The sequence below is a fragment of the Cryobacterium ruanii genome, from assembly GCF_004404055.1.
Taxonomy (GTDB): domain Bacteria; phylum Actinomycetota; class Actinomycetes; order Actinomycetales; family Microbacteriaceae; genus Cryobacterium; species Cryobacterium ruanii.
This window is the reverse complement of record NZ_SOHK01000015.1, coordinates 88,164-111,225: the sequence shown is the minus strand read 5'-3', so window position 1 is coordinate 111,225 and position 23,062 is coordinate 88,164. Positions and strand designations below refer to the sequence as shown.

The window sequence follows — 23,062 nt, the reverse complement described above, 5'->3', positions numbered from 1 at the left end:
AACAAGGTGACGCCCGCCGGGCGCCCCCGCATGCTCGCGGCGAAAAGCTAGGCTGTGCTGGTGACCGGAACCGTGCAGAGCAAGCTCCTGGCCGGCTGGTGGGACCCCGCGGCCGTGTTCGCGGCGCTCTACAGCACGGATCGGTATGCGTTCTGGCTCGATGCCGGCCCGGACGCACACACCGGCGTCAGCTACCTCGGTGCGGCCTCGCCCACCTCTCGAATCGTTACGGCGTCGGTGACGGAGGGCACGGTCACCAGCAAAAGCGCCCACACAACGGATGCGGCGCCGCCCGAGATCACGCGGGAGACGGTCTTCGAATTCCTGCGTCGCGATCTGGCCGTGCACGCTGATGGTGACGAGAACCCGTCGCCCCACGGCGGCTTCGACCTCGGCTGGGTTGGCTGGCTCGGCTACGAACTCGGAGCGCAAACCGTCGGCACCCCGGTGCACGAGTCGCGCTACCCCGACGCCGCCCTGCTTGAGATCGACCGCATGATCCGGTTCGACCACGGCGACCGCACCGTGACGCTGGTGGCCCGCACGAGCGCAACCGAACCGTGCGCGGCCGTAGCCGACTGGTTCAACCAGATGGTCGCTGCCCTCGGGGCGACCCCGAACTCACGTGAGCCGGCGCAAGCGGCCCCGGCGCGGGCATCCGCAGCCCCGCTCTGGCGTCACCACCCCGCCGACTATGCCGCCCACATCGAGACCTGCCTGGCCGCCATCCGTAACGGCGACGCCTACCAGTTGTGCCTGACCAATGAGATTTCCGTGGCGGGGCGGTGGCATCCAGTCGACACCTACGGCGTACTGCGGGCCGGCAGCCCGAGCCACCACGGCGGTCTCCTGCGATTCGATGATGTGGCGCTGCTCAGCGCGAGCCCCGAGCAGTTTCTGCACGTGAACCGCGACCGGCGCATCCGTACCAAGCCGATCAAGGGCACCCGCGCCCGATCGAACGAACCCGGCGAAGACGACCGGCTCAAACTAGAACTCGCCAACAGCGACAAGGAACGCGCCGAAAACCTCATGATCGTCGATCTCATGCGCAACGACCTTGGACGCATCGCCAAGCTCGGCACGGTCGAGGTCCGGGCGCTGCTCGCTGTGGAGAGCTACCCCCACGTGCACCAGCTGGTCAGTACCATCGAGGCGCACCTGTCGCCGGGCGTTACCGTGATCGACGCCATCGAGGCGTGCTTTCCGGCCGGCTCCATGACGGGCGCTCCGAAGCAGAGCGCGATGACCATTCTCGACGCACTCGAGCGGGGACCGCGGGGCATCTACTCCGGTGCGTTCGGCTACATCGGGCACGGCGGCGTCGCTGACCTGGCCATCGTCATCCGCAGTATCGTGCTCGATTCCACCGGCGCTAGCATCGGCACCGGAGGCGGCATCACCGCCCTCTCCGACGCCGCCGACGAGATCGAGGAGACCCGAATCAAGGCGGCCGCACTGCTGGCGGCCCTCGGTGTCGCCGCGCCCTAGTAATCTAGGAAACACGCACGTGCGCTTTGTCACGCGTGCGCCCGAGCGCATGCTTCGCAGCGCGCGCTGAACAATCCCTGCAATGAATGAGAGTCACGTGGCACACGAGCACGAACGCGTACGAATTGACGCGCGCGATGAGAGCGACGAAGAAATATACGACTTCGCGGCGATCCAGGCGAAGTGGCAACCCATCTGGGACGAACTCGCTCCGTTCAAGACCAGCGCCGAGGGTGATACCCGACCGCGAAAGTACGTACTCGACATGTTCCCCTACCCCTCTGGCGACCTGCACATGGGTCACGCCGAGGTGTATGCGCTCGGCGACGTCGTGGCACGCTACTGGCGACACCAGGGATTCAACGTGCTGCACCCGATCGGCTGGGACTCCTTCGGCCTGCCCGCCGAGAACGCCGCCATCAAGCGGGGCATCGACCCGCGCGGGTGGACCTACGACAACATCGCGCAGCAGAAAAAGAGCATGAAGCTCTACGCGACCAGCTTCGACTGGGATCGCGAGCTGCACACGAGCGACCCCGAATATTACAAGTGGACCCAGTGGCTGTTCCTACAGCTCCACAAGAAGGGCCTTGCTTACCGCAAGGACAGCTGGGTCAACTGGGACCCGATCGACCAGACGGTGCTCGCCAACGAGCAGGTCCTGGCCGACGGCACGAGCGACCGCAGCGGTGCCGTCGTCGTGAAGAAGAAGCTCACCCAGTGGTACTTCAAGATCACCGACTACGCCGACCGCCTGCTCGACGACCTCAACCAGCTCGAGGGCACCTGGCCGGCCAAGGTGCTCAACATGCAGCGCAACTGGATCGGACGCTCCATCGGAGCGGATGTCGACTTCCAGGTCGAGGGTCGAACCGAACGTGTCACCGTGTTCACCACCCGGCCAGACACCCTGTTCGGCGCCACCTTCATGGTTGTTGCGCCAGACTCCGATCTCGCCGCCGATCTCGCCGCCGAGTCCACGCCCGTGGAGCAGGAAGCTTTCCAGGAGTACCTGGTGCAGGTACAGCGCAGCACCGAGATCGAGCGTCAGTCCACAGATCGGCCCAAGACCGGCGTGTTCCTCGGTCGCTACGCCATCAACCCGGTCAATGGCGAACGCCTGCCCATCTGGGCGGCCGACTATGTGCTCGCAGACTATGGCACCGGCGCGATCATGGCCGTGCCGGCCCACGACCAGCGCGACCTCGACTTCGCCCGCGCCTTCGACCTGCCCGTGCGGGTCGTCGTCGACACCAACTCCCCGGCCACCGGCATGATCCCGGTGATCACGCCGGGCATGCTTGACGGCACCGAAGAGCTACCAGAACTCGACCCGCTGACCACCGGTATCGCACTGGCGGGCGAAGGCCGCCTGATCAACTCCGGGCCGTTCAACGGCCTGAGCAAGATCACCGCCATCAAACGCATCATTGAGCAGCTCGCCGCCGACGGGCTCGGCCGCGCCGCAAAGAATTATCGGCTGCGCGACTGGCTCGTTTCCCGCCAGCGCTACTGGGGTGCTCCGATCCCGATCATCCACGGCGCCGATGGGGCCGAGATACCGGTGCCGGAAGACCAGCTGCCGGTGCTGCTTCCGCCCGCAGAAGGCCTCGACCTGAAGCCCCGGGGAACCTCCCCGCTCGGCGGAGCAACGGACTGGGTCAACGTACCCAACCCGATCGACGGCACACCGGCCCGGCGCGACGCCGACACCCTGGACACCTTCGTCGACAGCTCCTGGTATTTTCTGCGGTTCTTAAACCCGAAAGATGACACCCAGGCCTTCGATCCAAAGGAAGCCGAGAAATGGGCGCCCGTCGACCAGTACGTCGGCGGCGTCGAGCACGCGATTTTGCACCTGCTCTACGCGCGCTTCATCACGAAGTTCCTGTTCGACGAGGGCTATGTGAGCTTCACGGAGCCCTTCACCGCCCTACTGAACCAGGGAATGGTGATTCTCGACGGTGCCAAGATGAGCAAGAGCAAGGGCAACCTGATCTACTTCACCGAGGAGATCGAAACCCACGGTGTCGACGCCGTGCGCCTCACCATGGCCTTCGCCGGCCCGCCGGAAGATGATATCGACTGGGCAGACGTCTCCCCGGTCGGCTCGGCCAAGTTCTTGGCCCGGGCCTGGCGTGTCGCCCGCGACGTCACGAGTGCTCCCGACGTGGAGTGGAAGACCGGAGACGTCGCCCTGCGCCGCGTCACGCACCGGTTCCTCGCGGATGCTCCCGGCCTGGTCGAGTCCTTCAAATTCAACGTCGTCGTTGCACGTCTGATGGAACTGGTCAACGCCACCCGTAAGGTCATCGACACCGGTGCCGGCCCAGCGGATGCCGCCGTGCGCGAAGCCGCAGAAGCCACCGCCATGGCACTGAACCTGTTTGCACCCTACGCCGCTGAGGACATGTGGGAGCACCTCGGCTACGAGCCGTGCATCGCCCTCGTGCCGTGGCGCAAGGCCGAGCAGACCCTGCTCGTGCAGGAATCGGTCACCGCGGTCGTGCAGGTCGACGGCAAAATGCGCACCCTACTCGAGGTCTCGCCGAAGATCTCAGCCGAAGAACTTGAGAAATTGGCGCGGGACGCGGCTGCGGTCATCCGTTCGATCGGTGATCGCGAGATCATCAAGGTGATCGTGCGGGTTCCCAAGCTCGTTTCGTTCGTCACACGCGCCTGACGCTCCCCGCGTAAGCGGTCCCGGTCGATCTTCGTGATGGGCCGGGACCTCCTCCACAGGGCTGCGATCATCCGGGCTGTGCACTGATAAATGGCATGCGGGCCAGCGGAGGCCCCGCGCGGCCTAGCCTGCGAGCATGCAGCCCGAACGTTACCCCCTCGATGTGGAGCGCCTCGCTCCCGCTGCCCGGGGTCGCCCCCGGCTGCGGATCGGCGTCGGTGCGGCCGTCGTGTTGCTGCTGCTCGCCCTCGTCGTGGCCGTCATCGTATCGGCCATCGGTCAGCAGGCGGGGCAGCGCACGATCGGATCCGGATCGGTGTCGATCCCCTCGGACAGCTCGACCTTCGAGTCGGTTGACGCGAGCGCAGCGCCGGGTGGCGTTGCTGTCATCATCTTCGTGCACGTTCTCGGGGCCGTCGAGCGGCCGGGCCTGTTCGAGCTGCGTGACGGTGCCCGGGTCATGGATGCGATTGCCGCCGCCGGCGGTTTAGCCGCGGAGGCCGATCCCGCCGGCGTGAACCTGGCGCGAATTCTCCTTGACGGTGAACAGTTCTATGTTCCCCGCTTCGGCGAGGTGCCGCCAGAACCCCCAGCGGCCGCCGACCCCGGGGGAGCGAATGCCCCGACCGCTAAGGTGAATCTGAACACGGCTACCGTGGCTGATCTTGACTCCCTGCCCCGCGTCGGCCCGACGATGGCGCAGCGCATCATCGACTTCCGCACGACGAACGGCCGGTTTGCCAGCGTCGACGGGTTGCAGGACGTCACGGGGATCGGAGACAAGACCTTCGAGGCGCTCAAAGACCTCATCACGGTATGAGCCTCGACCTGCGGCTGGCGCTTCCCGCACTGGCCGTGTGGCTGACGGCCGGCCTGCTGATCGCAGCGCCCACGAGCGCCGGGGTCGTTGCCGTGACGCTCTGGCTGCTGGCCGGCGGGTGCATCGTCGTGCTCGTTGTGAGTCGGATGTCGTGGCGCGGCGCGCGAGAGAGTCCCGCAGCTCGGGGCACGATGCGGAGCACGTCGCTTGGTTCCGCACGGGGTTTGGTCAACGTTCTCGGTTTCTGGCCGGCCCTGGGCGGCAGCCTCGTGCTCTGCTGTGCTGGCGCGGCACTCGCTGCCACCGCCGTCGCTGTCTGGACTCCGGTACGCTTGCCGGCCGAGGTGAGGGCCGCCGCCGGGTCGCACGCAACGATTACAGCCACCGTTACCGTGTGGACGGTTCCGGTCGCCGCGAAGGCATTCATCGGCAGCGGCACCTCGGGACGCGTGCGCTATCGGGCTACCCTAACCCAGCTTGACAGCCGCGGTGAGACGGCACCCGTCGCGAGCACGGTCGTCGTGTTCGCCGAAGCGGCGACGGGCGGCAGCGAACCCGAGATCGGATCGAGTATTCAGATGCGCGGCACCATGCGCCTGACCGCACCGGGTGATGCGGCGGTCGCGCTGCTCTTCGCCACCGACACCGCTCACAGTGTGGCTCCGCCCCCGTGGTGGCTGCAGTGGGCGAACGAACTGCGGGCGCGATTCAAGACAGCCGCAACCGATCTCGTCGGTGACGGGGGAGACCTGCTGCCCGGCCTGGCCATCGGCGACACGAGCGCGGTGAGCCCCGCCCTCGATGCCGCCATGAAAACTAGCTCTCTCAGTCACCTGACCGCGGTGTCCGGAGCCAACTGCGCCATCGTGATCGCGTCGATCATGCTGCTCGGTGGCTATCTCCGGCTGCGGCGCTCCTGGCGCATCGGGCTGTCGATCCTGGCGCTGCTCGGCTTCACCCTTCTGGTGACGCCGGAACCGAGCGTGCTGCGCTCGGCGGTCATGGCCACCCTCACCCTGGTGTCGATCGGCGCCGGCCGCCCCGGTCGTGGAGTGCCCACCTTGCTCTTCGTCGTGATCGGCTTGCTGGTGATTGATCCCTGGCTGGCCCGCAACTATGGCTTTGCCCTGTCGGTCCTCGCAACGGCCGGGCTCCTTGTGCTCGCCGGTCCGCTCGCCCGCGTGCTCGCCCAGTGGATGCCGATGGCACTCGCCGCCATCATCGCCATCCCGCTGGCCGCGCAGCTGGCCTGCCAGCCGGTACTGATCCTCCTAAGCCCGAGCCTGCCGCTGTATGGGGTGCCGGCCAACATCCTGGCCGGGCCTGCGGCCCCGATTGCGACGGTGGTCGGGCTGTTCGCCTGCCTGGCGCTGCCGCTGCTCCCGGGCGTGGCGGCGGGTCTGCTAGCTCTGGCCTGGCTGCCCTCCGCCTGGATCGCCGCCGTCGCCCACGGGGTGTCGCAGCTGCCCGGTACCCGATTGCCCTGGCCGGGTGGTGCGCCGGGAATGCTGCTGCTCTCGCTCGTCACCCTGCTCACGCTGGTCGTCGTGCTGCGCGGTCCGGCAGCACGGCCGGCCCGATGGCCCGCCGCGGTACTCGCCGTGCTGCTGGTCGGTCTGGGTGGTTACGCCGGCGCGCTCATCGGCACCGGAATCGGTCGGGTCGTCTCGTTTCCACCCGATTGGCAGATCGCAGCGTGTGACATCGGGCAGGGTGATGCCGTCGTCGTGCGCGACGGCGACCAGTACGCTCTCGTCGACGTGGGTCCAGACCCACAACTGCTCGCCGCCTGCCTCGCCACCCTCGGCATCTCCCACATCGACCTGCTCGTGCTCACCCACTACGACCTCGACCACATCGGCGGGGTCGATGCCGTCCTCGGCAAGGTCGACACGGCGCTGGTCGGGGCGCCAGAGAATGCCCAGGACGAACGCCTCCACGAACGCCTCCTGGCCGGCGGAGCCACGGTGCGCCAGGCCTCGAGCGGTGATGTCGGCACGCTCGGCCGCCTACGCTGGAACATTCTCTGGCCCGTTCGCGGTGCAACGACGATGCAGGTGGGCAACCCGGGAAGCATCACCATCCTGTTCGACGGGCGAGGCATCCGTTCGATCTTTCTCGGCGATCTCGGTGAGGAATCGCAATCTGCCCTGCTGCGGTCATCGCCGCCGGGCCGCGTCGACGTCGTGAAAGTCGCCCACCACGGCTCGGCCGACCAGAGCCCGGAACTCTACGCAGAGCTGCGGGCGCGGGTCGGGCTCATTTCGGCCGGCGCCGCGAACACCTACGGGCATCCCACCGAAAAGCTGCTTCATACTCTCGTAGCGGTGGGCACGCTGGCGGTGCGCACCGACCGGGAGGGACTGGCCGTCGTCGCGCCCGGGGCCGATGGCACGCTCGTGCTGTGGACCGAGAAGGTCGCCGAACGCGGCCCGCCCCCGCAGCCGACTCAACCGCCGACTCAACCGCCGACTCCGCCGACTCCGCCGTAGACGGTGGCACCGGATGCCGACGGGAGCGTCGGTCGTGCGGGATAGGCTAGATTGACCCCCCGCACTAAAACCGAGGAGAGCGCTTTGTTCGCACGTCCCGCCACCACCGGTTCCCGGGCCGGTAAGGCTGTACCCGCCCGAACGGCCAGGGGCACCGTCATTCCGCAGCTCGGCTGGCATCAGGTGCGCCCGGCGCCGATCGTGCTCGTCTCGGGAACCGAAACGTTCCTTGCCGAACGGGCCATCCGTCAGCTGCGGGACTTTCTCAAACTCGAAGACCCGAGCCTTGAGATCAGCGACGTGCAGGCGGATAGCTATGCCCCCGGCGAGCTGCTCACCCTCGCGAGCCCGTCGCTGTTCGGTGAGCCGCGCCTGATTCGGGTCACCAACGTCGAGAAATGCAGCGATACCTTTCTGGCGGAGGCGCTGGACTACCTCGAGAACCCGGCCGACGACACCTACGTCGTGCTGCGGCATGGTGGGGGAGTGCGCGGCAAGAAGTTGCTCGACACGATCCGGAGTGGTCTCGGCGGCGCCATCGAAATCGTCTGCTTCGAACTCAAGAAAGACACCGAGAAGTACGAATTCGCGTCGAACGAGTTCAAGGCGGCCGGCAAACGGGTCACAGTCAGCGCCCTGCGCCAGCTTGTCGCTGCGTTCTCCGACGACCTGGCCGAACTCTCTGCGGCCTGCCAGCAGCTCATCGCGGATGCGACGAGCGAGGTCACCGAGACCACCGTCGACCGCTACTACGGCGGCCGGGTGGAAACCAACGCGTTCAAGGTCGCCGACTGGGCCATCGCCGGCCGCAACGGCGAGGCGCTCATCACCCTGCGACACGCCCTCACCTCAGGGGCCGACCCGGTACCGATCGTCGCGGCGTTCGCAATGAAGATTCGCACCATGGCTAAGGTGTTCGGTGCCCGCGGCGGTTCCGCGCAGCTCGGCGCCCAGTTCGGGCTGGCGCCGTGGCAGGTGGAACGTGCCCAGAAAGACTTGCGTGGCTGGAGCGACGCGGGCCTTGCCCGCTGCATCGTCGTGCTCGCCGAAACGGATGCCGCCGTGAAGGGTGCCGGCCGCGACCCGGTCTTCGCGCTCGAACGACTGATCGGCGTCATCGCCCGGCGGGGCGAGCAGTAGCCCCGTTGCCGGTGCGTCAGCGATCGCCGGCGTCCGCGACCGTGATGGTGGAACGGTTCAGGTAGAGCCACACTCCATTCTGAAAGCTCGGGTTGCCGCAGTCCCGGCTTGCCACCCACACCGGCAGCAGGGTCGACGAACCGGCCAGGTCGGCCGGCTTGACCTGAGCGTCGAACGATGACGGCAGGCTCGGGCAGAATTCGAGCTGCACCCGGCCGGTGATCTCGGAGAATTGCACCGATACCGCCCGTTCTGCCGGCGGAACCAGAATGCGCAGAGCCCCGAGCGCGGCGACGGCGAGCAGGGCAGCGATCGCGCACACTGCCCCGAGAGCCGACAGCGAACGGATGCGGCGGATCACGCGTGCAGACCGGTCGCCCTCGGAACGGCCGGCACCGGGATGGGCGGAGCGGTAGTTTTCGGGGCCGCGGGGTCCCGTTGCCGCCGACGCCGCGAGGTAGAACGTAATTCCAATGAAAAACAGCCCGAGCGCGACCAGCCCCACCAGTCGTTGGTCTTGCGGAGTGACCGACACTCCGTCGCTCGCGTTGAGTGCAAGCCACCCAGCGACGGCAAGTGCCCCAGCGCTGAGCACCGCGGCGAGAAAACGGGCGTGCACGCGGCCATTCGGGGCGGTGGTGTCGGGAACAGAACTAACCGGCGGGGTGCTCTTCACCGCGTCAGTCTAGTGGGGTGCCCGACCCCGCCACCCTCCCCGCCAACTTCTCTGCCGCCGCAGGGCAGGAACCAGAAAACCCCCGCCGGACAGGCGGGGGTTTTTTTGTGCCTGAGGTGCAGCATCCGCTTTCACGAAACGAAACGGTCACTCAGTGCACGGGTAGAGCCAGTACGGATCAGACGAGGGCGGAAACGGCCTTCGCGATGGCCGACTTCTTGTTCGCAGCCTGGTTCTGGTGGATGACACCCTTGCTGACGGCCTTGTCGAGCTTCTTGGAAGCAAAGGCGAGACCGACGACGGCCTTATCCTTGTCGCCAGCGGCAATTGCGGTACGAGTCGCGCGGATCGCGGACTTGAACTCGCTCTTGACGGCCTTGTTGCGCTCCTGGGCCTTCTTGTTGGTGCCAATTCGCTTGATCTGCGACTTGATATTTGCCACGTTTTTTACGCTTTCGTTAGGTTCTAGTACGGACAGCCGCTCAGCGGGTAGAGGGCGCTTCTGCGGCGAAAATCGTGCGGGGTGGGCCCCAACACGCAAGCCAACCACTAACGCTACCAGCAATTCGCTCCACCCCAAAACCGGCACCGCCCCGTGAGTGGATGCCCGCGGCCACGCCGCTTCCGGACTCCGCCGAGCTCATTCGCCAGCCAAATCGGGTGCATTGGGGCGCAAATCGGGCGTGTCCACGCGGATGCCGCGACCTCACCCGGCGTGCGACACCCGGTCGGCCACGTCGAGCAGGATCGCCGTGAAACGCTCGGGTCGGGCCAGGCTTGATAGGTGCGTTGCCCGGGGCACCACGACGACCTGGCCGTTGCGGCACGCGGCCAGAAAGCGCCGTTCGTTCAGGCGAAAATGGTCGAGCGCACCGTTGACGAGCCAGACCGGGCCTGGATAGGCGGCGATGCTGGTCAGGGGCGTCAGCGTCGAAGTCGCCTGCAGCCCGGAATCCATCACGTCGAGCGCGGCGCCGCCCGCGAGCACATCGCGGGCTCCGGCCGCGGGCAACAGGAGACGCGCCATGTTCTCATGCAACCACAAGCCTCGATCGGGCAGTCGGTGAATTGCCCGGGCCAGCAAGCGATATCCCTCGAGCAGCACGCCCTGGGGTACGGCGCTACAACCGGCGGCGACCAGCCCGGCCACCCGACCGGGATGCTCGGCGGCGTAGGCGACGGCGTAATAGCCGCCGAGTGAGAGGCCAACGAGCAGCACCCGGCCGCCGAGGTCCGCCACCCCGTCGTCGATGGCGGCGAGGGCGGCCGGCACCGTGAACGGCTCGCCCATCCGCTTGCCGTGGCCTGGCAGATCGATCGCGAGCACTGGGTACCCGGCGGCGCGCAACGTCCGCTCCTGATGTCGCCACATCGTGGCCGACGCCCGAATGCCGTGCACGAGCAGAACGGGCACACGTGCCTCGGGAGTCTCCATGCCCGCGAGCCTAGCCAGCTACGTTCGGAACGGGCTGACCATCGACCGGGGTCGAACCGCGAGACCATCAACCCGCACTGAGCATGGAAGAATAGTGGAACTATGTCACCGAGAGCCCTTCACGCGCTGGAACCGGCCGCCACGGCCCCCGAGTTCATCCGCAACTTCTGCATCATCGCCCACATCGACCATGGCAAGTCGACCCTCGCCGACCGGATGCTGCAGATCACCGGCGTCGTCGACGAGCGTTCCATGCGGGCCCAGTATCTGGACCGCATGGATATCGAGCGAGAACGTGGAATCACCATCAAGAGCCAGGCCGTGCGCATGCCGTGGGAGCTGGACGGCGTCACCTACGCGTTGAACATGATCGATACTCCCGGGCACGTCGACTTCACCTACGAGGTCTCCCGCAGCCTCGCCGCCTGCGAGGGCGCCATCCTGCTCGTTGACGCGGCCCAGGGCATCGAAGCCCAGACCCTCGCCAATCTCTACCTCGCCCTTGAGAACGACCTCACGATCATTCCGGTGCTCAATAAGATCGACCTGCCGGCCGCCGACCCCGAAAAGTATGCCCGCGAACTCGCGAGCCTCATCGGTGGACGCCCCGAAGACGTGCTGCGCGTCTCAGGCAAGACCGGCGCCGGTGTCGAGGAACTGCTCGACCTCGCCACGACCATGATTCCGGCGCCGAAAGGCAACCCGGATGCCGCCGCGCGCGCCATGATCTTCGACTCGGTTTACGACAGCTACCGCGGCGTCGTCACCTACGTGCGCATGATCGACGGCCACCTCAAGGCCCACGAAAAAATCCAGATGATGTCGACCAGAGCGACCCACGAGATCCTCGAGATCGGCGTTATCTCGCCGGAACCGGTGGAGAGCAAGGGCTTGAAGGTCGGCGAGGTCGGCTACCTGATCACCGGTGTGAAGGACGTGCGCCAGTCCAAGGTCGGCGACACCATCACGACCGCGGTGCGCCCGGCGACCGAGGCGTTGCCCGGCTATGACGAACCGCAGCCGATGGTGTTCTCCGGGCTGTACCCGATCGACGGCAGCGACTACCCGGCGCTCCGTGAGGCCCTCGACAAGCTGAAACTCTCCGACGCGAGTCTCGGGTACGAGCCGGAGACATCCGTCGCTCTCGGTTTTGGTTTTCGCTGCGGCTTTCTCGGCCTGCTGCACCTCGAGATCATCACCGAACGCCTCGAGCGTGAATTCAACATCGACCTGATCACGACCGCGCCGAGCGTGCCCTACGAAGTCACCACCGACGACAAGCGCACCATCACGGTCACCAACCCGAGCGAATACCCCACCGGCAAGATCGCCAAGGTGCTCGAACCCATGGTCAAGGCGGCCATCCTCGCGCCCAAAGACTACGTCGGCGTCATCATGGAACTCTGCCAGGGCCGCCGCGGCACCCTGCTCGGCATGGAATACCTCGGCGAAGACCGGGTCGAGATTCGATACTCGATGCCGCTCGGTGAGATCGTGTTCGACTTCTTCGACATGCTCAAGGGCCGCACCGCCGGCTACGCCTCGCTCGATTACGAGCCCTCCGGCGAGCAGGAAGCCGACCTGGTCAAGGTCGATATTCTGCTGCAGGGCGAGCAGGTCGACGCGTTCAGTGCCATCGTGCACCGCGACAAGGCCTACGCCTACGGCGCGCTGATGACCGGGCGCCTGCGCAAACTGATTCCGCGCCAGCAGTTTGAGGTGCCCATCCAGGCCGCGATCGGCGCCCACATCATCGCCCGCGAGAGCATCTCGGCGATGCGTAAAGACGTGCTCGCAAAATGCTACGGCGGTGATATCTCGCGTAAACGCAAGCTGCTCGAGAAGCAGAAAGAGGGCAAGAAGCGCATGAAGATGGTCGGACGGGTCGAAGTTCCCCAGGAGGCTTTCATCGCCGCGCTATCGGGGGACATCGAGACGAAAGACAAGAAGTAAAGCGGATGCGCAGGGCCACCTTCACCGACGCCGCCGTCAGCTATGCTGCCATCGGCGGCACGCTCGCGCCCGACCTGATGAGCTACCCGCCAAAGGGGTACCGCCCGATGGAGCAGAGCGTCAAGCTCGGCAGCTCCCAGGAACGCTTCGAAGCGGCCACCAAGCTGCTGATGACCTGGGGAATCCAGCGCGGTAGCGGCATGGCGGTGACCGACCTCGAAAACGGCACCGGCGTACAGTACACCCCGGTGACCTTCCAACCCGACGGCACCCCGGCGGCCAGCCAGCAGCATCCGGTCAACGAAGCGACCTTCGCCGACGATGGCACCCCATACATCGCGAACGGCATGACGGCGACCCTGAAAATGAAGGTCTGGTTGTTCCACGTGACCGCGCCGGTGCGTGTCGTCTACGTGATCGATGAGGCCGCCCGCATCGGTTTCGCCTACGGCACCATGGCCGGGCACCCGGAAAGCGGCGAGGAATCCTTCATCGTCGAACACAGGGAGGACGACTCGGTCTGGCTGACCATCCGATCGTTCTCGCGGGCCAGCACCTGGTACTACCGCCTGGCCTGGCCGGTGCTGCGCTTTCAGCAGGCCAAATTTACCAGGCTGTACCTGCGGGCCCTGCACCCCGCCGGCGCTGTTACATAACGGCGCCATCAAGTAATCGCAACTCTTCAAAGTACTGGAGTACCACCCCATGGCCGGACCCCACCCCGTCGGTGACCCCGCACCCGACGACGGTCTCCTTCCCACTTCGGCGGCCGTCGACGCCGCCAGCCGCGCTTTCGGCGTCTACCTGCACGTGCCGTTCTGCCGGGTGCGCTGCGGCTACTGCGACTTCAACACCTACACCGCCACCGAACTGCGCGGCGTCAAGCAGAGCGACTACGCCAGCCAGGCCGTGCTTGAGGTCGAAGCCGCCGGACGCATCCTCACTGCATCGGGAGTGCCGGCACGTGAAGCCGCCACGGTGTTCTTCGGTGGAGGCACGCCGACCCTGCTTCCGGTGACCGACCTGACCCGCATGCTCGCCGCCGTGCGCGAGCAGTGGGGCCTGAAAGACGGCGCCGAGGTGACCACCGAGGCGAATCCCGACTCCGTCGACGCCGCCTACCTCGGCGCCCTAGCCGACGCCGGCTTCACCCGGGTGTCGTTCGGCATGCAGTCCGCCGTGCCGCACGTGCTCGCGACCCTCGAACGCACCCACGACCCCGAGCGGGTGCCGCTCGTGGTGGAGTGGGCTCGCGCCGCCGGCCTCGACGTGAGCCTCGACCTCATCTACGGCACGCCGGGGGAGTCGCTCGCCGATTGGCGCACGAGCCTCGAGCAAGCTCTCCGCCTGCACCCCGACCATCTGAGCGCCTACTCGCTCATCGTCGAGGACGGCACCAAGCTCTCCCGGCAGATTCGCCGCGGCGAGATCGCCCCGACCGACGACGACCAGCAGGCCGACTTCTACGAGCTGGCCGACGAACTGCTCGCCGCCGCTGGCTACGACTGGTACGAGGTCAGCAACTGGGCCATGAGCAACGTGCACCGCTCCCGGCACAACCTCGCCTACTGGACCGGCCAGGACTGGTGGGGCGTCGGTCCCGGCGCGCACAGCCACGTCGGCGGCGTGCGCTGGTGGAACGTCAAGCATCCGGCCGCCTACGCCGAGCGGATACTGGCCGGCCTCTCCCCGGCCGCCGGTCGCGAAACGCTCGACGCGTCGACTCGGGAACTGGAACGCATCCTGCTGCAGAGCCGCATCCGCACCGGCATTGCAGTCGCATCGCTGTCGGCGGCGGGTCGCCGAGAAGTCGCCGGGCTCATCGCCGACGAGCTCATCAACGCCAAAGCCGCCCTAGCCGGATCGATCGAACTGACCCTGCGCGGACGGCTTCTGGCCGACGCCGTGGTCCGACGCCTGAGCGACTAAGGAGTCGAGCCTTGGCTGGTGGCGGCCTCAGCTGACGAACTTGATCGTGAGGGGGTAGCTGTAGCCCTCACCGCGGTTGGCAGCAAGCGCGGCCAGAATCATGAATACGAGGGCGACGATGGCGAGCGGTGCGTACAGGATGCCGCCGATGCCGAGCGTGACGATGGTGATCGGAACCAGCACGGCCGCGTAGATGAAATACGAGATTTGAAAGTTCAGCGCGGTCGCGGTGTGCGCGCGAATGAACGGTCCGCGATCCCGCAGGGCGAGGTAGCCGATCAGCGCCGGCAGGAAGCTGAAGACGATGCCGCCGACGTGGATCAGCGTCGCCCACAACTTCTCGTCGGAGGGGCTCATCGGGGATGCGGGGGTCGACTGGTACGGGTTCTGCTCAGACATGGGGCCTCCTGCTCTGCGGCCGGTCACTGGCACGGCGGTGCCAATGACCTCCAGACTAATCGCCCCGTTGCGGCAACGAGCGCCAGGAGCTACCTGATCAGGCCTATTGAAGTAGTCGCAAGGCGAACGGATACCGATAGTTCTGGCCATCCTTCGCCTTCAGAAAGCCCATAATCGAAAAGACCACCCCGGCCAACCAGAGCACCCAGGCCAGACCGATGAACAGCCCGCCGATTCCGAAGGTGACGATCGCGAGAATGAAAGAGATCATATTGATCGCTACGTAACCGATCAGCAGAGTGATCTGAAAGTTCAGCGCCTCCTTCGCCTCCGTGTTGGTGAATCGACCGCGATCCTTGAAGACCAGCCAGATGATCAGGGACGGCAGAAAACTTAGGATGCCGCCCAGGTGAGCCAGCGAAGCCCACTGGCGATCGTCAGCCTCAGAGAGGGGAGCCGCAACGACGGGGGTGGTGTTCGGGCCACCGGCGGGCTGTTGGCCATACCCCGGTTGGCCGAAATTCGGTTCACGGTAGTTGGAATCGCCGGGCGGTTGTGCCTGTGGATCGCTCATGATCGTGCCTTTCGCTCAAAGCGGTGGGAGCGTGTAGCGCTAATTAAACGCTCGCTTCGGGATACTGGCAATGACCGAACTCAGTGGAAACCCGGTGGGCCGGGATAGGATTGGCAGTCAGCGGATGCGAGTGCCAATGACGTGGCTGCAAACCAGCCGTCTAGCGTGCCCACCGGCGTGCGCGGGGGGTGCACATCCGCTCGAGTGAAGCAGTACCCCGAGAATCAGGAAGGCGGGCGCGATGGTTTCGGACCGCGGCCTCGATGTTCTGCGCGTCATCGTGCAGGACTATGTTGCTTCCCGTGAACCCGTCGGCTCCAAATCCATCGTCGACCGGCACTCGTTCGGTGTCTCGGCTGCGACCATTCGCAACGATATGGCCCTGCTCGAAGAAGAAGAACTCATCGCGGCGCCGCACACCTCCTCCGGACGCATTCCGACCGACAAGGGCTACCGCGTCTTCGTCGATCACCTCGCCGATCTGCGCCCGCTCACTCCGGCCCAGCGCCAGGCGATCGAAACCTTCCTCGGCCATTCCGGCGACCTCGATGAGGTACTCGTGCGCAGTGTGCGCCTGCTCTCACAGCTCACCCACCAAGTCGCACTCGTGCAGTACCCGTCTCTGTCGCGCGCCAAGGTGCGCCACATCGAGTTCGTCCCGCTGACCGAGACCCGCATCCTGTCGGTGTTGATCACCGATTCCGGTGGGGTGGAGCAGCGGGTGATCGATCTGCCGCGCGCGCTCGACGAGCAGACGCTTGGCGAGGTGCGTGCGCGCCTGAACGTCGCGGTTGTCGGCCTCGGCATGGCCGAAGCGAGTCTGGCCCTCAACGCGAGTATCTGGCCGGGATCGCCCGCGCTGCAACCGATCGTCGACCTGATCACAAGCACCCTCGCCGACCAGGTCGGCGCGAACCGCCAGGACAAACTGGTCATGGCCGGGGCGGCAAACCTGGTGCGCACCGAGGAGGACTTCTCCGGCAGCATCTATCCGGTGCTCGAAGCGATCGAAGAGCAGGTGGTGCTGTTGCGCCTTTTCGGCGAGATGGAGACGGACCAGCACGGCGTTTCGGTAAGCATCGGCCGTGAGAACGCGGCCTTCGGCCTGCCCGAAGCAAGTGTGCTCACGAGCGGCTATACCGCGAACGGCAACCTCGCCCGTCTCGGCGTGCTCGGGCCCACCCGCATGGACTACTCCAACAACATGGCAGCGGTGCGCGCTGTCGCCCGCTACCTCTCCCGCCTGCTCGGCGAGACCTAGATTTTTCATAGCCGCGCTGCGGCACCGACCCAATTCGAACACCATCATCAAGGAGAGCCACCTTTGGCTGACCACTACGAAGCGCTTGGCGTCGACCGCGACGCGACCACCGACCAAATTAAGAAGGCCTACCGCCGCCTCGCCCGCGAACTGCACCCCGACGTGAACCCCGGCGCCGAAGCTTCGGAACGTTTCAAGAGCATCACACACGCCTATGACGTGCTGAGCGACGCAAAACAGCGTCAAAAATATGACCAGGGCGGCCAGAACGGCGGATTCGACGGTCAGAACTTTGGCAATTTCGGTGACATCTTCGAAACCTTCTTCGGCGGCGGCGGCGGAAGCAGCCGCGGTCCTCGATCCCGCCGCGAACGCGGCCAGGATGCCCTTATTCGCGTCGAACTTGATCTCGACGAGGTCATTTTCGGCACGCACCGCGACCTCGAAGTCGACACCGCGATCGTCTGTGCCACCTGCCAGGGCTCCTGTTGCGCCCCTGGCACGTCACCGATCACCTGCGACATTTGCCACGGCACCGGCAGCATCCAGCGCGCCGTGCGCTCCCTGCTCGGCAATGTGATGACGTCGAGTCCGTGTGGTTCCTGCCGCGGGTACGGCACCATCATCGCCACGCCGTGCATGACCTGCTCCGGCCAAGGCCGTGTTCGCGCCCGCCGCACCGTCCCGGTCGACATTCCGGCCGGCGTCGACACCGGCTTGCGCCTGCAGATGCCCGGCAGCGGCGAAGCAGGCCCGGCCGGCGGCCCCAACGGGGACCTGTACCTCGAGATGAAGGTGCGCCACCACGACGTGTTCAGCCGGGACGGCGACGACCTCATGTGTTCGCTTGACGTGCCCATGACGAGCGCGATTCTCGGCACGACCGTCACCGTCAAGGCGCTCGATGGTGACATCGAGGTGGAGATTCGCCCGGGTTCGCAGAGCTCAGAGGTGCTCACGATCAAGGACCGCGGCATCACCAAGCTGCGGGGCAGCGGCCGCGGCGACCTCAAGGTCGGCATCCACGTGCTCACGCCGACCAAGCTCGACCACAAGGAACGCGACCTGATCGAGCAGTTCGCCGCCCGGTACGCGGCGCCGGCGCCCAGCCTGAGCCAGTACCAGCAGGGCCTGTTCGCGAAGCTGCGCGACCGTTTCCTCGGCTAAAATGGCGCATTTCTACCTGCAGGAGACGCTCCGGGCAGTCGACAGCCGCCCGGGGCAGATCGTGACCGTCGACGGCGCCGAGGCGCGGCACGCGGTCACGGTCAGCCGGGTTCACCCCGGGGACAACCTGCGCCTCGGAAACGGGGCCGGGCTGCTACTCGACGGAACGGTTCTGACGGCGGAGGCCGCGCGGCTGACCCTGCGCGTCGACGACGCGAACGAGACGCCGGCGGCGACGCCGCGCATCTGCTTGGTGCAGGCCCTGGCCAAGGGCGACCGTGACGAACTTGCCATTCAAGCCGCCACAGAACTCGGTGTCGACGGCGTCATTCCGTGGTCGGCTGCCCGCTCCATCACCAAGTGGGAGGGCCCGAAGATCGCCAAGGGCCACGAACGCTGGAGCAGCATCGTGCGCGAGGCCAGCAAACAGTCAATCCGGGCTTGGCTGCCGGGCGTCGCCCCGCTGGCCAGCACCAAACAGCTCGCCGTGCTCGCCGCCAGCACACGGATGCTGCTGCTCGATCCGACCGCGACCGGTCGCCTCACCGAGGTGGCCGCGCCCACCGACGACCGCGATATCTTGCTCGTCGTCGGTCCGGAGGGCGGAATCTCCCCGGCCGAACTGCTGCTGCTCGAGCAGGCCGGGGCCACCCAGGTGCGCCTCGGCGACACCGTGCTGCGCACCTCGACGGCCGGTCCCGCCGCGCTCGCGATTCTCAATGCGACGCTCGGCCGTTGGTAGCGCGTGCCGGCGGGTGTGCGGGCCGCTGGCGGCGCCTGACGTTGGTAGTGCGGGCCGCTGGCAGCGCCGCTTAAGATAGAGGCATGTCTTCTTCTGGCGCCCAGCCGTCCATTTTTAGCCGCATTGTCGCGCGTGAGATTCCGGCGACGATCGTGGCCGAGACCGAACACATCATCGCGTTCCTCGACGTCGCGCCGAAAGCCCCGGTGCACGTCGTCGTCACCACCAAAGACCCGCAGTACCAGAACGTCGTCGAACTCGCCGCCGGCAACCCGACCCTGCTGGCCGAACTCGTCGCCGTGGCCGAGCGGATCGCCGCCGAACGCACCAACGGGCAGTTCCGCCTGGTCTTCAACACCGGGGTCGCCGCCGGCCAAACCGTGTTCCACGTGCACGCGCACGTCTTGGGCAGCTCAACACCGACCGACTCGCTGGGGGAGGACTCGCTTGGCGCACTCTGATCCCGATAACGCAGAATTACGCTTCACCGTCGACGGTGTCGCCATGGTGCGCCTGCTCGGTCCCGAAGACCGCTACCTGAGCACCATCGAGGCCGCCTACCCGAAGGTCGACGTGCACGTGCGCGGCAACGACGTCACCCTCGGTGGCAGCGCCGACGACGTCGCTGCCGTGTGCCGCCTGATCGACGAACTGCAACTCGCCCTGCGCACCGGTCACGACCTCGGCGAGACCGAGGTCGCCACGTCCGCACGGATGCTCGCCGCCGACAGTTCCGTGAGCCCCTCCGCCCAGCTCGGCGGACCCATCCTGACGGCCCGAAACAAGAGCATCCGCGCCAAGTCGATCGGGCAGAAAGACTACGTCGACGCCATCGACGACAACACCATCGTGTTCGGCATCGGACCGGCCGGCACCGGAAAAACCTACCTCGCCATGGCGAAGGCGGTGCGCGCCCTGCAGAACAAAGAGGTCGAGCGCATCATCCTGACCCGGCCGGCCGTCGAGGCCGGCGAACGGCTGGGCTTTCTGCCCGGCACCCTCACCGACAAGATCGATCCGTACCTGCGGCCGCTCTACGACGCGCTTGGCGAAATGCTCGACCCCGAACTGATTCCCAAGCTGCTCGCCGCCGGCACGATCGAGGTGGCGCCGCTCGCCTACATGCGCGGGCGCACACTCAACGCAAGCTTCGTCGTACTCGACGAAGCTCAGAACACCACGCCGGAACAGATGAAGATGTTCTTGACCCGCTTGGGCTTCGGCTCGAAGATGGTCATCACCGGTGACGTCACCCAGATCGACTTGCCGGCGGGCACGAGCGGACTCAAACTGGTCACCCGCGTGCTCGACGGGATCGACGACATCCACTTCGCCTACTTGAGCAGTGCCGACGTGGTGCGGCACTCGCTCGTGGGCCGCATCGTCGATGCGTACACCGAGTACGACGCGCAGAAGCAGGCCCTCCGACAGGAGAGCGCCGAAGCCCGAGAATTCGCCACCCGCGGCGCGCAGCGCACTCCTGCGTCCGGCCGCAACCCGAAACGGAGTTCCACTTGAGCATCGAGATCAACAACGAGTCGACCATGCCGGTCGATGAAGCCGCCATTTTGCGTCTCGCTGCATTCGCGCTCGACACCATGCACGTTCACGCCGACGCCGAGCTCGCCATCGTGCTCGTCGATGAGGGTGCCATGGAGCAGCTGCACGTGCAGTGGATGGACGAACCCGGCCCCACCGACGTTCTGAGTTTTCCGATGGACGAACTGCGCCCGGGAACCGAGGAGCAGGAGACCCCGCCGGGACTGCTCGGCGATATCGTGCTCTGCCCGCAGGTCGCCAAAGAACAGGCCGAGACGGCTGGCCACAGCACCCTCGACGAGCTGCTGCTGCTCACCACCCACGGTGTGCTGCACCTGCTGGGCTTCGACCACGCCGAACCGGCGGAAGAGAAGGAGATGTTCGGTATTCAGCGTGACATTCTCATCGGCTTCGCCGTACAGGAACGACAACGCCACTGATGCACATCGTGTGGTTCATTTATTCGGCCGTCGTCCTGGTCGTTTTTGCGGGTCTGATGGCCGCCGTCGACGCGGCGATCACCGGACAATCCCGTGCCGATATCGCCAGCCTGGTGGCGCATCATCGCGCCAAACGGTCGCTCCAGGCGATCGCCGACGATGCCGGTGCGCACCTCAACGCCATCAACTTCATCCGCATCACCGCTGAGACGACCGCGGCCGTGCTGGTGACTCTCGTCTTTGCGACGACGATCGATGCCCTCTGGTTGGCACTGCTGCTGTCAGCGCTCATCATGACCTCGGTCTCGTTCGTGCTGGTCGGCGCGAGCCCGCGCAGCGTCGGCCGCGCCCACCCGGTCGGTCTGCTGACCGCGACCGCCCTGTTCGTGCACATCGCCCGCGTACTGCTCGGACCGATAGCCAACGCGCTCGTCGCCCTCGGCAACCGGGTCACTCCCGGCCGCACCAAACTAGCCACCTTCACCTCCGAAGACCAGCTGCTCAGCATGGTCGACGAGGCCACCGAACTCGACGTGATCGAAGAAGACGACCGCGAGCTCATCCACTCCATCTTTGAATTCAGCGACACGGTTGTGCGCGAGGTGATGATTCCGCGCACCGACATGATCACCATCGGCGCCGATGCGAGCATCGATGCGGCCATGGGCCTGTTCCTGAGCAGCGGGACCTCCCGTCTGCCCGTGCGGGGCGGCGAAGTCGACGACGTCGCCGGCATCCTGTACCTGCGGGATGTGGCCCGGCTGGTATTCGAGCGACCGATCAACTCCCTCCAGATCACCGTGGCCGATCTGGCCAGGCCGGCCGTCTTCGTGCCCGAGTCGAAGAAGGCCGACGAGATGCTGCGGCAGATGCAGCTCGAATCCAATCACCTGGCCATGGTCGTCGACGAGTACGGCGGAATCGCCGGACTGGTAACCCTAGAAGACCTGATGGAGGAACTCGTCGGCGATATCTCCGATGAATACGACCGCGACGTGGTCGAGTTCGAAGACCTCGGCGACGGGCAATTTCGGGTGAGCGCCCGCCTGCCCGTCGATGAACTGGGGGAGTTGTTCGACCTCGAACTCGACGACGACGATGTCGATTCGGTGGGCGGCCTGCTGGCCAAGGCCCTCGGTCGATTGCCCGTTGCCGGGTCGGTCGCCTCGGTGAGCGGCTTGAACCTCACCGCCGAACGCACCGAGGGCCGCCGAAAGCGCATCAGCACCGTGTTGGTGGAACGCGATGCGGCTTTGATCGATGCGCAGACCGCATTCCTCACGGTGCCGACGAGCACCCCAAGAACAGTGTCAGATGATGAAGGAGAACGGTCATGACCGGAGTAACCGAGCCCCACCCAAGCGGGTACCGAGCGGGATTCGTCTCGTTCGTGGGACGCCCCAACGTGGGCAAGTCCACCCTGACGAACGCACTGGTGGGCGAGAAGGTTGCGATCACCTCGTCGAAACCGCAAACCACCCGCCGCGCCATTCGCGGCATCGTTCACCAGAAGAACGGCCAGCTCATCCTGGTCGACACCCCCGGCATCCACCGCCCGCGGACCCTGCTCGGGGAGCGCCTCAACAGCCTCGTCACCGCAACCCTGGCCGGCGTCGACGTGATCGGCCTGTGCATCCCGGCCAACGAGCCGATCGGCCCCGGAGACAAATTCATCAACGAACAGTTGGATGCCTTCCCGCGCGCCAAAAAGGTCGCCATCGTCACCAAGATCGATGCGTCCTCCAAAACCAACGTCGCCAACCAGCTTTTGGCCGTTTCCGAGTTGCGAGATTGGGAGGCGATCGTGCCGATCTCCTCGACCAGCCGCATCCAGTTGGATACCCTCGCTACCGAACTGCTGCGCCTGCTGCCCTACGCGGACGCACCGCTCTATCCGGCCGACGCGGTCACCGACGAGACGCTTGAATCGCGCATTTCGGAGTTCATCCGGGAGGCCGCCCTCGAGGGGGTCACCGACGAGCTTCCGCACTCCATCGCCGTGACCATCGACGACATCATCGAGCGTGACGACCAGGAACTGGTCGAGATCTACGCCAACCTGTTCGTGGAGCGGGACAGCCAGAAGGGCATAATCATCGGCAAGTCGGGCAGCCGGCTCAAGGATGTCGGTACCCGCGCCCGCAAGCAGATCGAACCGCTCGTCGGTAAGCGCGTTTTCCTGTCGCTGCGGGTCAAGATCGCCAAGGAGTGGCAGCGCGATCCGAAGCAGCTCGGCCGCCTCGGTTTCTAGCCCGGGGCCGGTGTGGATCCAGTGGTGTTTGCCGCTGCTGGGCGTCCGTTCACCGCCTGTCAGTAGGCTG

The 23,062-nt window shown here is 66.1% G+C and carries 21 protein-coding genes; 16 read left to right on the top strand and 5 right to left on the bottom strand.

The window, feature by feature from the left end:
* The first annotated feature begins 60 nt into the window (after positions 1 to 60).
* From E3T47_RS10140 to holA, 5 genes are all read left to right on the top strand, one after another.
* Positions 61 to 1,491, top strand: coding sequence for an anthranilate synthase component I family protein (locus tag E3T47_RS10140; protein WP_134555957.1), 1,431 nt, complete (start codon positions 61 to 63; stop codon positions 1,489 to 1,491).
* A gap of 82 nt (positions 1,492 to 1,573) precedes the next feature.
* Positions 1,574 to 4,174 (top strand): leucine--tRNA ligase, encoded by a 2,601-nt coding sequence (leuS, locus tag E3T47_RS10135; protein WP_134555956.1) that lies wholly within the window; start codon positions 1,574 to 1,576, stop codon positions 4,172 to 4,174.
* 136 nt (positions 4,175 to 4,310) lie between these two features.
* Entirely contained in the window at positions 4,311 to 4,994 is a 684-nt protein-coding gene (locus E3T47_RS10130) for a helix-hairpin-helix domain-containing protein (RefSeq protein ID WP_134555955.1), read from the top strand.
* Complete coding sequence (locus E3T47_RS10125) at positions 4,991 to 7,486, top strand: ComEC/Rec2 family competence protein (RefSeq protein ID WP_134555954.1); 2,496 nt, start codon at positions 4,991 to 4,993, stop codon at positions 7,484 to 7,486. Before E3T47_RS10130 ends, E3T47_RS10125 begins: the two co-directional genes overlap by 4 nt.
* Positions 7,487 to 7,570: 84 nt before the next feature.
* Positions 7,571 to 8,626 (top strand): DNA polymerase III subunit delta, encoded by a 1,056-nt coding sequence (gene holA / locus E3T47_RS10120; RefSeq protein WP_134555953.1) that lies wholly within the window; start codon positions 7,571 to 7,573, stop codon positions 8,624 to 8,626.
* Between the two features lie 16 nt (positions 8,627 to 8,642).
* On the opposite strand, the gene E3T47_RS10115 is transcribed toward holA, so the two are convergent.
* From E3T47_RS10115 to E3T47_RS10105, 3 genes are all read right to left on the bottom strand, one after another.
* Positions 8,643 to 9,302 carry a hypothetical protein gene (locus E3T47_RS10115; protein ID WP_134555952.1) on the bottom strand — a complete coding sequence of 220 codons (660 nt, stop codon included), beginning with the start codon at positions 9,300 to 9,302 and terminating at the stop codon, positions 8,643 to 8,645.
* A gap of 178 nt (positions 9,303 to 9,480) precedes the next feature.
* On the bottom strand, positions 9,481 to 9,744 hold the full coding sequence (gene rpsT / locus E3T47_RS10110) for a 30S ribosomal protein S20 (protein ID WP_092339797.1): 264 nt from the start codon (positions 9,742 to 9,744) through the stop codon (positions 9,481 to 9,483).
* Between the two features lie 264 nt (positions 9,745 to 10,008).
* Positions 10,009 to 10,737 carry an alpha/beta fold hydrolase gene (locus E3T47_RS10105; protein ID WP_134555951.1) on the bottom strand — a complete coding sequence of 243 codons (729 nt, stop codon included), beginning with the start codon at positions 10,735 to 10,737 and terminating at the stop codon, positions 10,009 to 10,011.
* 102 nt (positions 10,738 to 10,839) lie between these two features.
* Between E3T47_RS10105 and lepA the strand changes: the two genes are divergently transcribed.
* The 3 genes from lepA to hemW are packed head-to-tail and all read left to right on the top strand — an operon-like array spanning position 10,840 to position 14,619.
* Positions 10,840 to 12,690, top strand: coding sequence for a translation elongation factor 4 (lepA, locus tag E3T47_RS10100; RefSeq protein WP_134555950.1), 1,851 nt, complete (start codon positions 10,840 to 10,842; stop codon positions 12,688 to 12,690).
* Between the two features lie 5 nt (positions 12,691 to 12,695).
* Complete coding sequence (locus E3T47_RS10095) at positions 12,696 to 13,346, top strand: DUF1990 family protein (protein WP_134555949.1); 651 nt, start codon at positions 12,696 to 12,698, stop codon at positions 13,344 to 13,346.
* 49 nt (positions 13,347 to 13,395) lie between these two features.
* Positions 13,396 to 14,619, top strand: a complete 1,224-nt coding sequence (gene hemW, locus E3T47_RS10090; RefSeq protein WP_134555948.1) for a radical SAM family heme chaperone HemW — start codon at positions 13,396 to 13,398, stop codon at positions 14,617 to 14,619.
* A gap of 27 nt (positions 14,620 to 14,646) precedes the next feature.
* Here the strand turns inward: hemW and E3T47_RS10085 are convergent, their stop codons facing one another.
* Positions 14,647 to 15,018: a DUF4870 domain-containing protein gene (locus tag E3T47_RS10085; RefSeq protein ID WP_241982149.1), complete on the bottom strand. Its 372-nt coding sequence runs from the start codon at positions 15,016 to 15,018 to the stop codon at positions 14,647 to 14,649.
* A gap of 103 nt (positions 15,019 to 15,121) precedes the next feature.
* Positions 15,122 to 15,592: a DUF4870 domain-containing protein gene (locus E3T47_RS10080; protein WP_134555947.1), complete on the bottom strand. Its 471-nt coding sequence runs from the start codon at positions 15,590 to 15,592 to the stop codon at positions 15,122 to 15,124.
* A gap of 241 nt (positions 15,593 to 15,833) precedes the next feature.
* On the opposite strand from E3T47_RS10080, the gene hrcA reads away from it, so the two are divergent.
* From hrcA to era, 8 genes are all read left to right on the top strand, one after another.
* The gene (gene hrcA / locus E3T47_RS10075) at positions 15,834 to 16,853 is read left to right on the top strand and encodes a heat-inducible transcriptional repressor HrcA (RefSeq protein WP_134555946.1); all 1,020 of its coding nucleotides are present in this window, start codon (positions 15,834 to 15,836) and stop codon (positions 16,851 to 16,853) included.
* A 63-nt stretch (positions 16,854 to 16,916) separates the two neighbouring features.
* Positions 16,917 to 18,020 (top strand): molecular chaperone DnaJ, encoded by a 1,104-nt coding sequence (dnaJ, locus tag E3T47_RS10070; protein ID WP_134555945.1) that lies wholly within the window; start codon positions 16,917 to 16,919, stop codon positions 18,018 to 18,020.
* Between the two features lies 1 nt (position 18,021).
* Complete coding sequence (locus E3T47_RS10065; protein WP_134555944.1) at positions 18,022 to 18,762, top strand: 16S rRNA (uracil(1498)-N(3))-methyltransferase; 741 nt, start codon at positions 18,022 to 18,024, stop codon at positions 18,760 to 18,762.
* Positions 18,763 to 18,845: 83 nt separating this feature from the next.
* A complete protein-coding gene (locus tag E3T47_RS10060) occupies positions 18,846 to 19,223 on the top strand; it encodes an HIT domain-containing protein (RefSeq protein WP_134555943.1) in 378 nt (125 codons plus the stop codon).
* A gap of 43 nt (positions 19,224 to 19,266) precedes the next feature.
* On the top strand, positions 19,267 to 20,280 hold the full coding sequence (locus tag E3T47_RS10055) for a PhoH family protein (protein WP_134556192.1): 1,014 nt from the start codon (positions 19,267 to 19,269) through the stop codon (positions 20,278 to 20,280).
* Entirely contained in the window at positions 20,277 to 20,741 is a 465-nt protein-coding gene (ybeY, locus tag E3T47_RS10050; RefSeq protein ID WP_134555942.1) for an rRNA maturation RNase YbeY, read from the top strand. The genes E3T47_RS10055 and ybeY overlap by 4 nt, the downstream gene beginning before the upstream one ends.
* Positions 20,741 to 22,078 carry a hemolysin family protein gene (locus E3T47_RS10045; RefSeq protein ID WP_174844669.1) on the top strand — a complete coding sequence of 446 codons (1,338 nt, stop codon included), beginning with the start codon at positions 20,741 to 20,743 and terminating at the stop codon, positions 22,076 to 22,078. Before ybeY ends, E3T47_RS10045 begins: the two co-directional genes overlap by 1 nt.
* A complete protein-coding gene (gene era, locus E3T47_RS10040) occupies positions 22,075 to 22,992 on the top strand; it encodes a GTPase Era (RefSeq protein ID WP_134555940.1) in 918 nt (305 codons plus the stop codon). Before E3T47_RS10045 ends, era begins: the two co-directional genes overlap by 4 nt.
* Positions 22,993 to 23,062: the final 70 nt, after the last annotated feature.

What these genes read in the sequence shown, in the direction of transcription:
- leuS (WP_134555956.1), top strand. Translation starts at nt 1,574, where the DNA reads ATGAATGAGAGTCACGTGGCACACGAGCACGAACGCGTACGAATTGAC.
- E3T47_RS10130 (WP_134555955.1), top strand. Translation starts at nt 4,311, where the DNA reads ATGCAGCCCGAACGTTACCCCCTCGATGTGGAGCGCCTCGCTCCCGCT.
- E3T47_RS10125 (WP_134555954.1), top strand. Translation starts at nt 4,991, where the DNA reads ATGAGCCTCGACCTGCGGCTGGCGCTTCCCGCACTGGCCGTGTGGCTG.
- E3T47_RS10105 (WP_134555951.1), bottom strand. Translation starts at nt 10,737, where the DNA reads ATGGAGACTCCCGAGGCACGTGTGCCCGTTCTGCTCGTGCACGGCATT.
- lepA (WP_134555950.1), top strand. Translation starts at nt 10,840, where the DNA reads ATGTCACCGAGAGCCCTTCACGCGCTGGAACCGGCCGCCACGGCCCCC.
- E3T47_RS10095 (WP_134555949.1), top strand. Translation starts at nt 12,696, where the DNA reads ATGCGCAGGGCCACCTTCACCGACGCCGCCGTCAGCTATGCTGCCATC.
- hemW (WP_134555948.1), top strand. Translation starts at nt 13,396, where the DNA reads ATGGCCGGACCCCACCCCGTCGGTGACCCCGCACCCGACGACGGTCTC.
- E3T47_RS10085 (WP_241982149.1), bottom strand. Translation starts at nt 15,018, where the DNA reads ATGTCTGAGCAGAACCCGTACCAGTCGACCCCCGCATCCCCGATGAGC.
- E3T47_RS10080 (WP_134555947.1), bottom strand. Translation starts at nt 15,592, where the DNA reads ATGAGCGATCCACAGGCACAACCGCCCGGCGATTCCAACTACCGTGAA.
- hrcA (WP_134555946.1), top strand. Translation starts at nt 15,834, where the DNA reads ATGGTTTCGGACCGCGGCCTCGATGTTCTGCGCGTCATCGTGCAGGAC.
- E3T47_RS10065 (WP_134555944.1), top strand. Translation starts at nt 18,022, where the DNA reads ATGGCGCATTTCTACCTGCAGGAGACGCTCCGGGCAGTCGACAGCCGC.
- E3T47_RS10060 (WP_134555943.1), top strand. Translation starts at nt 18,846, where the DNA reads ATGTCTTCTTCTGGCGCCCAGCCGTCCATTTTTAGCCGCATTGTCGCG.
- E3T47_RS10055 (WP_134556192.1), top strand. Translation starts at nt 19,267, where the DNA reads ATGGTGCGCCTGCTCGGTCCCGAAGACCGCTACCTGAGCACCATCGAG.
- E3T47_RS10045 (WP_174844669.1), top strand. Translation starts at nt 20,741, where the DNA reads ATGCACATCGTGTGGTTCATTTATTCGGCCGTCGTCCTGGTCGTTTTT.
- era (WP_134555940.1), top strand. Translation starts at nt 22,075, where the DNA reads ATGACCGGAGTAACCGAGCCCCACCCAAGCGGGTACCGAGCGGGATTC.